10 protein-coding genes are annotated in these 13,542 nt (G+C 56.2%); 3 read left to right on the plus strand and 7 right to left on the minus strand.

Features of this window, described 5'->3' with window-relative positions; translation table 11 throughout:
* The 4 genes from BXP70_RS27605 to BXP70_RS27620 all read right to left on the minus strand — a co-directional run.
* On the minus strand, positions 1-589 hold a 589-nt coding region (locus BXP70_RS27605; RefSeq protein WP_143436741.1), incomplete at its 3' end, for an L-fucose dehydrogenase.
* Positions 590-731: 142 nt separating this feature from the next.
* Positions 732-3,209 (minus strand): glycoside hydrolase family 95 protein, encoded by a 2,478-nt coding sequence (locus BXP70_RS27610; protein ID WP_086597357.1) that lies wholly within the window; start codon positions 3,207-3,209, stop codon positions 732-734.
* Between the two features lie 124 nt (positions 3,210-3,333).
* Positions 3,334-4,773, minus strand: coding sequence for a RagB/SusD family nutrient uptake outer membrane protein (locus BXP70_RS27615; RefSeq protein WP_179197878.1), 1,440 nt, complete (start codon positions 4,771-4,773; stop codon positions 3,334-3,336).
* A gap of 25 nt (positions 4,774-4,798) precedes the next feature.
* A complete protein-coding gene (locus BXP70_RS27620) occupies positions 4,799-7,987 on the minus strand; it encodes a SusC/RagA family TonB-linked outer membrane protein (protein ID WP_086597359.1) in 3,189 nt (1,062 codons plus the stop codon).
* A 412-nt stretch (positions 7,988-8,399) separates the two neighbouring features.
* On the opposite strand from BXP70_RS27620, the gene BXP70_RS27625 reads away from it, so the two are divergent.
* Positions 8,400-9,419, plus strand: coding sequence for a LacI family DNA-binding transcriptional regulator (locus BXP70_RS27625; protein WP_086597360.1), 1,020 nt, complete (start codon positions 8,400-8,402; stop codon positions 9,417-9,419).
* 624 nt (positions 9,420-10,043) lie between these two features.
* Here BXP70_RS27625 and BXP70_RS27630 read toward each other — a convergent pair.
* From BXP70_RS27630 to BXP70_RS27640, 3 genes are all read right to left on the minus strand, one after another.
* Complete coding sequence (locus BXP70_RS27630) at positions 10,044-10,766, minus strand: class I SAM-dependent methyltransferase (RefSeq protein WP_245849769.1); 723 nt, start codon at positions 10,764-10,766, stop codon at positions 10,044-10,046.
* Between the two features lie 118 nt (positions 10,767-10,884).
* The gene (locus BXP70_RS27635; protein ID WP_086597362.1) at positions 10,885-11,283 is read right to left on the minus strand and encodes a PIN domain-containing protein; all 399 of its coding nucleotides are present in this window, start codon (positions 11,281-11,283) and stop codon (positions 10,885-10,887) included.
* A gap of 134 nt (positions 11,284-11,417) precedes the next feature.
* Entirely contained in the window at positions 11,418-11,834 is a 417-nt protein-coding gene (locus BXP70_RS27640; RefSeq protein ID WP_086597363.1) for a hypothetical protein, read from the minus strand.
* A 453-nt stretch (positions 11,835-12,287) separates the two neighbouring features.
* Here BXP70_RS27640 and BXP70_RS27645 point away from each other — a divergent pair, with 453 nt between their 5' ends.
* Positions 12,288-12,887: a helix-turn-helix transcriptional regulator gene (locus tag BXP70_RS27645; protein ID WP_086597364.1), complete on the plus strand. Its 600-nt coding sequence runs from the start codon at positions 12,288-12,290 to the stop codon at positions 12,885-12,887.
* 20 nt (positions 12,888-12,907) lie between these two features.
* Positions 12,908-13,384 carry a retropepsin-like aspartic protease gene (locus BXP70_RS27650; protein WP_179197879.1) on the plus strand — a complete coding sequence of 159 codons (477 nt, stop codon included), beginning with the start codon at positions 12,908-12,910 and terminating at the stop codon, positions 13,382-13,384.
* Positions 13,385-13,542: the final 158 nt, after the last annotated feature.

The raw sequence follows: 13,542 nt of genomic DNA on the forward strand, positions 1-13,542 counted from the left end.
TCCAGGTTTCGTAGGCGGGCGTCCAGCACTCGGCTACCACAATGGCGTTCACGCGAATACCGTATTTGAGCAGCTCCACGGCCCACTCACGGGTGAGAGCGTTGCGGCCACCGTTAGCGGCGGCGTAGGCGGAGGTATTGCCTTGGCCCGTTTCGGCGGTTTTAGACGTGATGTTCAGGATGGCCCCTTTGCTCTTTTTCAACTCCGGCAGGGCGTGGTGGGCCATGAGGTAATAGTGCACCACGTTCTTGTGCAGGCTCGCCATAAAGGCTTCGTAGCTGCCGCTTTCTAGGCCCACGCCGTCGTTCACGCCAGCATTATTCACCAGCCCATCGATGCGGCCAAATTGTGCCACCACGGCTTCCACTGCCCGCGGGCATTCCGCAGGGTTCGAAAGCTCGGCTGCTATTTGGCTGGCCCGGCCACCCGCCGCTCCGATGGCCCTCACAGCACCTATGTTGTCTTGCTCGCTGCGCCCCACAATAACCGGGATGGCACCCTCGCGGGCCAGCACTTGGCTGATGCCTTCCCCAATGCCCTTCGCCCCGCCAGTCACGATAATAACCTTATCACGCAGTTGTAAATCCATGTTTATAACTTAATCGCTAGTAGACTGATGGCGTCTTTTTAGGCCGTTGTTAGGATAGAAGTTTGATGCCTTCCAAGAAGGAAAAAGAGGAATAAGTCAACAGCGAATGTCCTATTAAGGAAACACCAGCGTACCACGCCGTTTAGCGACCATTGAGGGTATAAGTGGTGCTCGCTTTGGTAGCTAGGTCGTACACAAAGGAGGGCTGTAGCGTAGACTTCTTGACGGCAGCCTTGGCCGATACCAGCGGGGTCTTGATTACCGTGTTTTGGTAGAAAGGGTTGGGATTTGTGCCCCGCGTGGTAGCTAGCTTGGCTGTGCCGGTTGCCGCGACGGGGCTGTGCACCCGCAGGCGGCAGTTGCCCCCTAGCTTCGAGGTAATCTGCAAGCGCGTCACTTTGCCTTTGTTCCAAGCTAGGTCGACTACATATCCGCCACGAGCTACTAAGCCCTTCACCTCACCAGTAGGCCAGGCATCCGGCAGGGCGGGCAAGATGTCGATGGCCCCATCGTGGCTCTGCACGAGCATTTCGGCAATGCCAGACGTGCAACCGAAGTTGCCGTCGATTTGGAACGGAGGGTGGGCATCGAGCAGGTTGGGGTACGTGCCGCCATTCTGGCCGGAAGCTTCTGTGCCGGCCGGATTCAGTTGGTCGGCAATGAGTTTATAGGCCCGGTTGCCGTTCAGTAAGCGGGCCCAGAGGTTTACTTTCCAGCCCATTGACCAGCCCGTTGATTTGTCGCCCCGGTACACCAGTGAGTTTTCGGCGGCGGCAAACAGCTCCGGATTCGCGTACGGAGAGATCTGCTGGCTCGGGTAGAGGCCGTACAAGTGCGAGACGTGCCGGTGCTTATCATCGGGTTTGTCCCAGTCTTGCAGCCACTCTTGCAGCTGGCTGTACTGACCAATCTGCATAGGCGGCAGGCGCTTGATCATGCCTTGGAGCGTATCAGCAAAGGCCTTATCGGTGTTCAGGACAGCGGCGGCACGTAGGGCATTCGAGAAGACATCAAACACGAGCTGGTTGTCCATGGTGGTGCCGGCCGTGATGCCGACGCCGCTCTGGTAGGTGTTTTCCGGCGACATAGAGGGGGCCACCACTAGCCACTTATGGCTAGGTTCTTCCTGCAAGGCATCCACGTAATACAGGGCAGCGCCTTTCAGCACTGGATAGTATTCCCGTAAAAAAGCCTTGTCGCCGGTGAAAAGGTAGTGCTGCCAGAGGTGTTGGGTGAGCCAGGCTCCGCCCATGGGCCACATGCCGTAGAAGCCCCCGTCCACGTTGCCGGTGATGCGCCACAAGTCGGTGTTGTGGTGCATGTTCCAGCCGCGGGCGTGGTACACCACCGAGGCGCTTTCCTTGCCGGTTTCGGCTAGGTCCTTGAGCATGCTGAACAGCGGCTGGTGCAGCTCCGAGAGGTTCGTGACTTCGGCCGGCCAGTAGTTCATCTCGGTGTTGATGTTCACCGTGTACTTGCTGTCCCAGGGCGGCGAGAGTTTGTCGTTCCACTTGCCTTGTAGGTTGGCGGGCTGGGTGCCGGGTTGAGAGCTGCAAATCAGCAGGTAGCGCCCAAACTGGAAGTAGAGCGCAGCGAGGGCCGGGTCGTTACCCGTGGCAAAATCTGCAATGCGTACATCGGTAGGCTTTTTCACAGCGTCGGTGCTCCCTAGGTTCAGGCTCACCCGGTCGAAGTAGCGCCGGTAGCTGGCTACGTGGGCCGCTTTGGTGGCCGGGTACGCTTTGGCCAGGGCCGCCGGCAAGTACGAAGCCGCTTTAGCAGTCTCATCCCCCCCTAGGTCCTTGTAGCTCTTGAAGTTCGTGCCCATGGAAACGTAGATTGTCGCCGCCGTAGCACCCGTTATTTGCAGGGTGCTATCCGTGGCGGTTACTGTGCCACCTTCCACTTTCGGCACAATGTGGGCCTGAAACTTAACCTTACCAACCTTATTGTCATTGCTGCCACCGACACCCGCCAGCACGAGCTTAGTCGGCTCCGTTTTGATGCTATGGCTGAGCTGCGGGCTATTCATGCCGAGGCGGCAGGTGATGCTGCCCGGCTTGCTGGCCGTCAGGCGCACCACAATAACCTGATCGGGCAGCGACACAAACATCTCGCGGGTGTAGGTGACGCCCTGCACTTGGTAGCTCACCTTGGCTATGGCTTGTTGAATATCGAGGTCCCGGTAGTAGTTGGTGGCCGCCTCGTGGCCGGGGAAGGTTAGCAGCAGGTTGCCCACAGTTTGGTAGGGCATGCCATAGTTGTTGGTGGTCAAGGCCTGGCGCGGAAAGGTCTTGTTCGCGAGGTCCTGTGCTTCCTTATACTTTCCCGCAAAAAGAAGCTTGCGGATTTCCACAATGCCCTCGTACACGCCCGGCACTACATTGTTGCCTGGCTCGCCGGCCCACACGGTTTCTTCGTTAAGTTGCAACCGCTCCCGGCCCGGGGTGCCGTAGACCATGGCGGCCAAGCGGCCGTTGCCGATGGGTAGGGCTTCGTTCCAGTTCGCCGCGGGCTTATTGTACCACAACGTCAGCGGATTTTGGGCCCGCGTTTGGAGCGAGAGAAGTAATGAACAGACGACTAATAGCAGGTTGGTTCTGTGACGGAAGCGAATCATTTAGCGGGTAAGGTTCAGGAGTAACGAGTAGAAACGGAGCAATGCTAGGTAGTTGGCTGCCAAAAATGAGGCTTCTTGGACAACCAAACTACCTAGCATTGCTTATTAACGACGCTGAGCTAGGCTAATAACCATTGTTCTGCGTCAGGTTGGGGTTGATGTCGCGCTCGGCCTGCGGAATGGGTAGCCTGTCACTTACCCCGTCGCGATAGCCTGTTTTGCCAATAGACTTCAGGTAGGTGGCGGCATCGCCCCAGCGCACGAGGTCGAACCAGCGGTGGCCCTCCAGACCTAGCTCGGCGCGGCGCTCATCCTTGATGGCTTGGCGCATTTGACTCTGCGACAGCGTGGTAGCAAGCGGCGCTAGCTTCACGTCGGCCCGCGCCCGCACTTGGTTCACTGGGGCGGCGGCTTCGCTGGGCTTGCCTGCTTCGTTCAGCGCTTCGGCGTACATCAGCAGCAAATCGGCGTAGCGCATCAGGATAAAGTTCTTCGGGTCGTCGCTTTTGCCGATGTTGGCTCCTTTCCCGACCACGTATTTGCGAGGGCTGTAGCCCGTGGGAGAAGCCGCCGGGTTGTACGCAATACTCTGGAATACATCCCCTGCCCGGAAGACGCTGTAGCTTAGCCTAGGGTCGTTCGGAGCAAAGGAGTTCACGAAGTTTTTGGTGGGCGACCCGTAGCCGTAGCCCCCGTCGAGCGTGAAGCCCAGGCCACGGGGCGCATCGTAATTGTTCGTTGCGTTGCCGAGGCCGCCCAGGAAGGAGGCGTATTGAATCTCGAAAATAGATTCCTTGCCGTTCTCGGTAGCTAGCTCGAAGTTGTCGAAGTAGCGGTCAAAGAGACTGTAGGTGTTGGCATCAATAACCTCTTTGGCCTTGGCGGCCGCTTCGGGCCATTGCTTGCGATACAAGTAAACCTTGGCCAAGAACGCTTTGGCGGCGCCTTGCGTGGCGCGGCCTACGTCGGCGGCGGCATACGTGCGAGGCAGGCTGGTTTCAGCTATCTTCAAATCACTGATAATCTGCTGGTACACTTGTTGCGTCGGTGTGCGCGAAACGAGGAATTCTTTTACCTCAAACTGGGGCTTGGTGATGAGCGGCACGTCGCCGAACAGCAGCACCAAGTAGTGATAGTTGATGGCGCGCAGGAATGCGGCTTCCCCCAGAATACGCTGCTTCAGACCCTCGTCCATCGCAATAGCGGGCACGCGGTCTAGCACCAGGTTGGCCCGGAAGATACCTTGGTAGAAAGCGTTCCAACTGTTGCGCACATTCTGGTTGTCTGAGGTCACCGTGAACTCCTGAATCTGGCTCCAGTTGGCGTCGTCGTTGGCCGACTGCGCGTCGCCCGACATGTAGTTGCCGTAGCGGTCGAGGCCAAATTGCCCCACGCCTTGCAGAGTGAGCGGCTTATAGGCTGCATTAATGGCACGCACGGCGTCGTTGGAGGTTTTGTAGAAGTTATCGGGCGTAACCACACTCAGCGGCTCCTTCTCCAAAAACTCTTTTTCGCATCCAGTGAGTAGCAGGGCGGCCGTAGCAGCTAGTAGGATTCGTTTCATGCTAGTAGTCATCGAGAAATGGGCACTAGAATTCGAGGTTGATGCCGCCCAAGAAGGTGCGGGGCTGCGGGTAAGTCATCAGGTCCGTGAAGTTGTTGTCGCGGCCCTGCCCCACTTCCGGGTCAAACCACGGATAGGGCGTCAGCGTCAGCAGGTTCTGGCAGCTCACATACACGCGGATGCGGTTGACGCCGAGTAAGTCTTTCGGCAGCGTGTAACCTAGCTGGATGTTCTTGATGCGCACGTAGCTAGCATCGTAGACGAAGAAATCGGAGGTGCGCTGGTTGTTGCTCGGGTCGCCCCACACGAGCCGGGGCACGTGGTTGCTGGTGCCGGGGCCCGTCCAGCGGCTCAGGTAATCCACGGTGGTGTTGTCGAAGTTGTCTACCAGGCGGCGCCCACCGGTTTTGTCCAAGAACACCTCGCGGCCCTGCACGCCCTGCACGAACAAGCTGAAATCGAAGCGTTTGTAGCTAACGCTGCCGTTGAAGCCGTAGGTCAGGCGAGGAATGGTGTTGCCGATGTAATCTCGGTCGAGGTCATTGATGGTGCCGTCGCCGTTGAGGTCTTTCCACTTGATGTCGCCGGGCTTGGCATTGGCCTGGGTGGCATGGGTGTTAATCTCCTCCTGGGTCTGAAAAACGCCCTCTTGCACGTAGCCAAAAAGGGAGTTGATGGGCTGCCCTTCCGCCGTTTTGAACACGCCCGAAACAATGGGCACGCCAGCCAAAGAAAGCACCCGATTTTTGAGCGTGGAGATGTTTGCGTTGACATCGTAGCGAAAATCTCCGGTGGACTTCTGGTAGCCCACCGCCAGCTCAAAGCCCGAATTGCGCACTGAGCCAGCGTTTTGGTAAGGCGCGGTGGTCACGCCCGTGGTGCCCGGAATGGGCACCTGCACGAGCATATCCCGGGTGGTCTTAACGAAGTAGTCGACCGTCACCGATACGGCATTGTTGAACAAAGCTAGGTCGAGCCCTGCATCCTGCATGGTAGTCGTTTCCCACTTGATGTTGGGGTTGCCGAGCGCGATAGGTGCCGCCCCGGAGGCAATCGTCTGCCCGGTGCCAAGCACGTAGTTCTGCCCTAGGTCCAGGCCGTTGGTGAACGAGTACAAGCCGATTTCCTGGTTGCCAAGCTGTCCCCAGCTGGCCCGAAACTTCAAGTCATTGATAGCGCGAATGTTCTCCATGAACTTCTCGCTCGATAAGCGCCAGCCGGCGGCAAACGAAGGAAACACCCCGTAGCGGTTGCCTGCGCCGAAGCGGGAGGAGCCATCGACCCGCAGGTTGGCCGAGAGCAGGTATTTTTCGTTCAGGTTATAATTCAGCCGACCAATAAAGGAGCGAATCGACCACTCGGAGGCACCACCGCGGGCCCGGTCGTTGAGCGAAGCGGCATCCAGCACCCGAATGTCGTTGTTGGGCAAGCTCTCCCGGTGGGCGCTGATGTTCTCCGACCGGTTCGCCTGCTGCGTCACCCCCACCAGCGCCGACACGTTGTGCCGACCGGCGAAGGTTTTATTATATGATAAGGTATTCTCGTTTAACCACGTACCACTGATGGCGTAGTTCCGGTCGAGGGTACTCAGCGTATTCGTGCGGCTCCCGAAGGTATAGACAGGCACGAAAGAAATACCATCTTCAATGATGAAGTCGCCCCCCAGGGTAGAGCGGAACTTTAAGGCCGGGGTGAAGGCATATTCCGCGTACACGTTGCCCAGAATGCGGTAGCGCGTCAGATCATTCTGAAACTGGTAAGCCGCACCCAAGGGGGCTAGGTACCCTAACTGCTCGCCGGGGCGGGTAGCGTAGCCGGGGCCGCCATCCGGCATATACTTCGGAATAGTGGGTGAAAAGCGAATAGCATTGACAAACGTTTCGCTCCACAGCCCACTGCGGCTTGCGCCTCGCGTGAGCGAAAGGCTGTTGCCCACACGCAGCTTTTTCAGAACCTGATGATCGGAGTTGACGCTCAGCGAATAACGATTATACTTTACCCCAATGCCAATGCCATCTTGTTTGAAGTAACCCAGGGAAACCGCGTACTGCGACTTCTCCGACCCGCCTGAGAACGACAGATGGTAGTCTTGGATAGCCGCGGGATGAAAGATTTCCGCAATCTTTTCATTGCCGACGCCTAGCGTATCCACGCGGTTCCAGTTGGGCGTCAATCCTGCATTAACGCGGGCTTCGTTCTGCAACGTAGCAAACTCGGTAGCATTAGCCATTTTCGGCAGCCGCCACGCTTTCTGCACGCCCGCGTAGCTGTTGAAGGTCACCCGACCTAGGCCGGCCTTGCCGCGTTTGGTAGTAACGAGCACCACACCGTTCGCTGCCCGTGCCCCGTAGATGGCGGAGGAAGCGGCATCTTTCAGCACCGTAATCGACTCAATATCATCAGGGTTGATGTTGGCAATGCCGCCCGCGGTGCTCGTGCCGCCGGTGCTGTTGAATGCGCCGGTTACCCCCGTCGCATCTGGGTTCGTAATGACGCCGTCAATAACGTACAGCGGGTTACTGTTACCCGTAGTACCCACGCCGCGCACCCGCACAAGGGGCGCGTCGCCGGGGCGGCCGGTATTCTGCGTCACTTGCACCCCAGCGGTGCGCCCCTGTAAGGCCTGACCAACGTTGGTGGTGACGGTGTTTTCAAAATCCTTAGCCGAAATGGTTGAAACCGCGCCCGTTACATCAGCCTTTTTCTGCGTACCATACCCCACCACCACTACCTCATTTAGGGCCTTGGTATCCTCGGCTAGGGTCACCGTAAGGCTGCTGGTTCCATCCGTCACGACCACTTCTTTTCGGGCAAAACCAACAAAACTGAATACCAGCGTGCTGTTTTCAGGTACTTGCAAGGAAAAGCCGCCATCAGGACTGGTGCCGGTGCCAATCGTAGATCCTTTCACCACCACCGTTACCCCAGGCAGCCTGTTTCCCTTGGCATCTACCACGTGCCCCGTTACAGTCACGTCATGTGCTCCGGAATCGATTCCGGAGTTGGTGAATTTTTTGGCCGAAGAGAAAATAACGGCCTCAGTGAATCGGTTTGCCCAGTGCGTAAGCGCAGAAGTCTTCTGTGGGAAAGAAGACGAACTAACTAGGTACGGTGCCGCAACTATTGGACTAGGAGTAGTCAAGAGCAGTATACCAGCTGTCACTGATAATGCGCGCGCAAATTGCTCACTAGGTTGGGTAGGAGTTGAATTCATTGGCTGGAGTGTGGGAATATGGTGAGAAAGGAATCCAGTCTGTGGCGCAGCTGCCGATAAAAGGTATCGGTAGCTATTCGTAGCTCTTCTTTTGAAGGAAAAGCTTTAATTATCTCAACTGTTCAATCAAATAATGGCCCTTTTTTGTAGCTGGTTTCAGCTTGTGAAAGAGCACTTAGCACGCTGAGTACTCAAGTCGTTCGAACAAATCTATTGGCTCAGAGATAGCTCGCAACCAATTGGTTATAAATAGTTCCGCAAAGGTTTGCGCAAACCTTTGCGGAACTATTTAAGCTTGTACCTCGATCAGCTTTTGCACTGGTTCTATGCATTGCCTAACCATGCAAGGGCTTGTGAGACTAGGTGTCAAATCTAGCATCTTCTTTAAGTTTAAGATCTTAAGAAGAAGTCTATGCGTAAGCACCCTATTTCCCTGAAAACGTTGGCCCAAGCCTTAAATGTGTCGATGTCGACGGTCTCCCGAGCGCTGAAGAACCATCCCGATATCGGACCGGAAATCACTAAAAAGGTGCAGCAACTAGCGCAGGAGCTCCAGTACAGCCCTAACCCGCTTGCTATGGGCTTGCTAAAAAACAAGACCCGCATTATCGGCGTAATTGTACCGGATTTGGTGACTTACTTCTTCTCTTCCATCATTAGCGGCATTGAAAGTGTAGCAGAGGAAAATGGCTACTATATCGTGATCCGCTCTAGCTACGAGAGCTACGAAAAGGAGAAGGAATGCCTCGAAAACCTGCTCAAGTTGCGCGTGGAAGGCATCATCATGTGTCTGTCGCAAGAAACGACCGATTACACGCACTTCGACCACTTGATTGAGGAAGATATGCCGTTAGTCTTCTTTGATCGAGTGTGCCGCACAACCGAAGTGGATACAGTGGTGGTAGATAACCAGGTAGCTGCTTGCCACATCACTGAACATTTCGTCGAGCGAGGCTACCGCAGAATCGCCCACATCGCCGGACCAGCGCAGCTCAATATTACCCGCGAACGTATACAAGGCTACAAAGACGGGCTAGCTAACACGGGGCTACACTTTCAGGACGCGCTACTCGTGCACTGTGATATGAGTATAGATAGCGCAACGGCTGCTACACGACAGTTACTAGCGCTGCCACAGCCACCTAATGCCATTTTTGGGGTGAATGACACCACTGCTTTTGCTGCCATGAAGGAAATCAAGCGGCAAGGGCTACGTATTCCAACTGATGTAGCACTTGTGGGCTTTAGTGACGAGTTTCACGCAACAGTAGTAGAGCCAACGCTCACCTCCATCATGCATCCCTCCTTTGAAATAGGTCAGGAAGCCGCACACCTCTTTTTGAAGCAGATGCACACCAAAATAAAGATGCCTGCTCAGCAAGTAATCCTCCAGACTCACCTAGTTATTAGAGATTCAACGATAGCAACATAAATGCATCACCCATTCCACCCTTGGCTACCTCACCCAAAATCACTTATCTAACAAAACAGCAATGGCTTGGCCCAAAAAGAAGGGACTTTTTTTACTCTCACAATGGTCATTTTCGTGAGCAACTTCGCTGAAAAATAGCCCTGCTTATGCTTTGAAGCAGCTTGCTAATGCGCGTAGGCGGGCTTACTGGTTCCTATATCCAGACGGAACGTAACCAATCAGGCCACTACAAGCGGTAAACACAAAAGCTAAGCTTCGATAATCGTTTGCTTATCAGGAATGAGCAGCTATACCCCACTGTAGAGGAGCATGGCTGTTGCAGAAGTCTCCGCTGTCGGGCGGATCGTTCGCCCTATCACTTGCCAGTGGTCTAGAATGCTTACTTAGCGTCTTTTTTACAGTGGTTACTGGCCTGCACATACGGCTCTCGAGGTAATGCCAGTAACTGCTGTAAAAAAGACGCTAATCAGGTATTGCAGCAGCCATGAGGAATTAAATTTCGGATACGACTAACAGAAAATTGAAGGGCTTAAAAGGTTACACTAGGCTTCGTTGATCGAAAGCTGGTAGCAGCTAGCTCGACTGGTTTGTCGGTGAACTAGAAGCTGAAGCACAGATAGACGGCTACGGTTTGTAGGCTACCCACCCCCGGAAGGTGAAGCCGGCATAGAAGAGGCTAACGTCGGCAAAACCCGCTTCCTGCAGCAGCGCTTCGTCTTGTTGTGGCGAAAGTACCGATAGCCGGGCCGCCATGACGGCACTCCCGGCCTCCGCCTGGACCCGGTCGGTCCCCGTGGCCACCGTAAAGGCCGCATAGCGAGCGAGCCACACCGCCCGCTCGGGCTCGTGCTGCGGGAAGCTGTGATGGGCCACCACGAAGGGAGCACCTGGTCGTAGACGACGCAGAATCTGCTGCAAGATGTGGCGGCGCTCTTCCAAGGGTAGAAAATGGAAGGTGAGCAGGCAGGTGGCGGCATCATAAGGTCCTGCCGGCGCCGTGTCGATGTAGCCTTCGTGGAATTGCACCTGGTCCGCTAACGGGCCGAGCGTGGCCTGGGCCAGGCGTACCATTTCCGCAGAGGGGTCGACACCATCCAAGCGCCAACTGGGCTGGAATTCGGCGAACGCTTTTAACTCCAAGCCCCCGCCGGCGCCCAGCACCAGAACCCGCCCATCCGGCGGCGTGCGCTCAGCCAGCAGCAGCGCGCTCATGCGGTGTAAGTCGGCGAAGCCGGGCACGATGCGCGGGGGACGTTCTGCGTAGCGCGCAACGGACTGGGGATCAGAAAAGGGGAGCATACACAGGATAGGATAGAGGACAAGGGAAAAAGATCCGTATACGGCCACAGGCTGATGCCCGCCGATACCCAGTAGTTAAGTATTGGATCAGCTGGGTGAGGCGGGGCAAACAAGCGGTGGGTAAGCGTCAATAGCCAGAATTTCCGGGCCGAGCTGAGTTTGGTCCTCAAGCGGTGTGCCGCAACCAAGCCATGGCTTCGGCTTCCTGCTCAAAGGTGCGGTAGAGCAAGGCGCCCTCCGCTTGGTGCCGCACCTGACTAAAGGAAAGACGCGTGAAGACATCGTGGGCCAGCAAGACGGCGATGATTGCTGGGCCCAGTGCGATCTTGCGGGTTTGCCAGTAGTGCAGAATCAATTCTTGCTCGTCAGGCGTGAGCGGTGTGAGCTGCCGTTGATCACTCAGCGTCTTATGCCACCCTTTGAGCTGCAACAGACGACCAGTCTCCAAGAGCATCGCATGTACCTCCGAGAGGGTACGAGGAGCGGCCTGATAGCGCAACACGGCACAGCCGTCAGGATGGGCCCACAGCTGGCCCATCGCATTTTTGAAGTAAAGAGTAGGCATAGTGCGTTAAAGCTAGGACAAAATAGCCGTAGGCGCATCACACGCGTGAAAACAGGGGGCAGACGGAGCTAAGCTTACGCTACGCGGCACCTGAAGCAGGAAGAACCCATCGCCTTTCCCCGTTCTGGCGGCAGCTAGGCTAGCTGCTGACAAGTGCGCAGCCACTCCTCGGCTTCCACCATGTGGTGAAAAAGCTGCAGCTCCAACACGCCGACTAAGGGCGCGGGAAAGGAGAGCGTAAGAATGTCCGTGCGGGTATCGGCTTGCACCACATGAGCCACGTAGCGCAAGCCCCGCTGCAAGGCTTGTGGGAGCCAGGCCCGCTCCAGCCACTCGATGGAATCAAACCAGGAGCCCTGCAGGGCGAGGTTGTCATTGAGCAAGTAGGGGCAGTGAAACGGCCCGCTCTGGGCTAAGTAATTCTCGGCCCCGCGCATGGCTTCGGCTGCATCCACGTGCCCTCGCCAGGTCGCCCGCAGCCAGCCATCAGCTTCTTCAAAGGAAAGCGTGCAGCGGCTGCCATCGGCATCCTCCAAAAAGTTAATCACCATACAGCGACCAGCAGAAGCGAAAAAAAGAAGGGACGCAGTTCGCCTGCCAGCGGCTGCGTAGACCCATTGCCAAAGATGCGAAACGGCGCTAACTGCCGCAAGCCCGAACGCGGCCACGTGACAGCGCACCGGCGCGTTGGGCAGCGGGTACGTAGGACATTGTTTTACTGTCTTGTCCTAAAACTAAGTTGATCGTATTACTGGTTTAGCTGAATCAATTGTCTCATTTCACTGAATAAGTTCACGTAACTGTCTTTGCATCGTTACAGCAATCGAAAACCATTGAGCGCACGGCAGCTTCCCGACTTTCTGGAACGATACTAACCCACAAAGGGGTACGGCAGCGCAGTTGCCTCCTCCACCAACGCACTCACTGCTTCCCGCGTACCGCTCCAGAAAACAGCAGGATTGGTCATAGAGTAGGCGAAGGCACCCTGTTACCTTCCGCCTACTATGAACGCTCGCATTGCCGCGGCCTTACGCCTGCTAGATCCTCCAGCGCCTGTCTACCCTTCCGTGGCACAGATGGCGCAAGCTGCCTGTTTATCGCTCTTCCACTTTCACCGGCTCTTCAAGCAGCAAACCGGTTATTCGCCCCATCAGTATGTGGCCTACCACCGGCTGCAACGCGCCTATCAGATGCTCCTCCAAGAGGATCAGGCCATTTTAGAGTTGGCACTAACGCTGGGCTACGTCAATTGCGAAACCTTCTCCCGCGCCTTCAAGAAGCGATTTAAGATTGCCCCGCATGACTTGCGTGCAGTGATCAACCGGGCCGTAGCCGCGCTCCGCGCCAACGGGGAAGAGCCCCCTGGCAGCTTACGGGTGCTGTTGTACCCGAATGACAACGAGGACGAACTGATGGAGGCGGTTGCTCACCAATTCGCCGGGGCCACCCGCCACCCCGATATTGTGTTCCTGGTCCTGCCCAGTAGTCGGCACCCCACCCTGCCGGTGGGCGCGACACGGATTCACAACAAATTTGACCTGCAGCAATCCTGCTGCCTATGTCAAGGCATACGGCAGCGCTTAGCGCTTGCTGGTTCCTGTTAGCTCTTCCTCGCTTTCCTAGTATGTCTACTGCAGTCCACGCGTTACCCTCCCTTCCCCTTATCGGCTACCTGCAGGCACTAGGCTACGTGCCCCTGCCCTTACGTCGCTATACTACTGGACACTGCACTCTACCGGTGCTCGTTAATCAGGTACCGGCTCATTTCCTGCTCGATCCGGGCTCGAGTCATACCTTGCTGGATCCCAGTAAGATCAGCCAGTTTGGCAGCCCCCTGCAAGTCAGTACGCACCCAGGTACTGGGGTAGGAGGAAGCGTGGCGGATACGGCCTGGTCGGCCGGCAATGAATTGGTGTTGCATGGCCAACTGGTCTTCGACGATCAAACCGTGTATGTCTTATCCCTGGAGCACGTAAACACGGCCTTTCGCCAACACCAGCTACCAGAAATTGATGGGGTAATCGGGGCCGATTTGTTGGGAAAAGGCGCCGCGGTGGTCGACTATGCTACGCCTACCCTTTACCTTCAGCCGAACAACTAACGCTAGTCGTGCAGGATCCAACCAAGAAAGCCCTTCTATAAAGGTTTCCCTGGTTCAAGTTCTGCGTTCCTTACAGGACTGTAATACCCGGGTAATGCAACCTCGGAGCCTAACCCATTTGGTCCGATCACTGCAACCCGTAGCGCGTAAGCATTTCA

This window comes from Hymenobacter crusticola (assembly GCF_002154225.1).
Classification (GTDB): Bacteria; Bacteroidota; Bacteroidia; order Cytophagales; family Hymenobacteraceae; genus Hymenobacter; species Hymenobacter crusticola.

What these genes read in the sequence shown, in the direction of transcription:
- BXP70_RS27610 (WP_086597357.1), bottom strand. Translation starts at nt 3,209, where the DNA reads ATGATTCGCTTCCGTCACAGAACCAACCTGCTATTAGTCGTCTGTTCA.
- BXP70_RS27615 (WP_179197878.1), bottom strand. Translation starts at nt 4,773, where the DNA reads ATGAAACGAATCCTACTAGCTGCTACGGCCGCCCTGCTACTCACTGGA.
- BXP70_RS27620 (WP_086597359.1), bottom strand. Translation starts at nt 7,987, where the DNA reads ATGAATTCAACTCCTACCCAACCTAGTGAGCAATTTGCGCGCGCATTA.
- BXP70_RS27625 (WP_086597360.1), top strand. Translation starts at nt 8,400, where the DNA reads ATGCGTAAGCACCCTATTTCCCTGAAAACGTTGGCCCAAGCCTTAAAT.
- BXP70_RS27635 (WP_086597362.1), bottom strand. Translation starts at nt 11,283, where the DNA reads ATGCCTACTCTTTACTTCAAAAATGCGATGGGCCAGCTGTGGGCCCAT.
- BXP70_RS27640 (WP_086597363.1), bottom strand. Translation starts at nt 11,834, where the DNA reads ATGGTGATTAACTTTTTGGAGGATGCCGATGGCAGCCGCTGCACGCTT.
- BXP70_RS27645 (WP_086597364.1), top strand. Translation starts at nt 12,288, where the DNA reads ATGAACGCTCGCATTGCCGCGGCCTTACGCCTGCTAGATCCTCCAGCG.
- BXP70_RS27650 (WP_179197879.1), top strand. Translation starts at nt 12,908, where the DNA reads ATGTCTACTGCAGTCCACGCGTTACCCTCCCTTCCCCTTATCGGCTAC.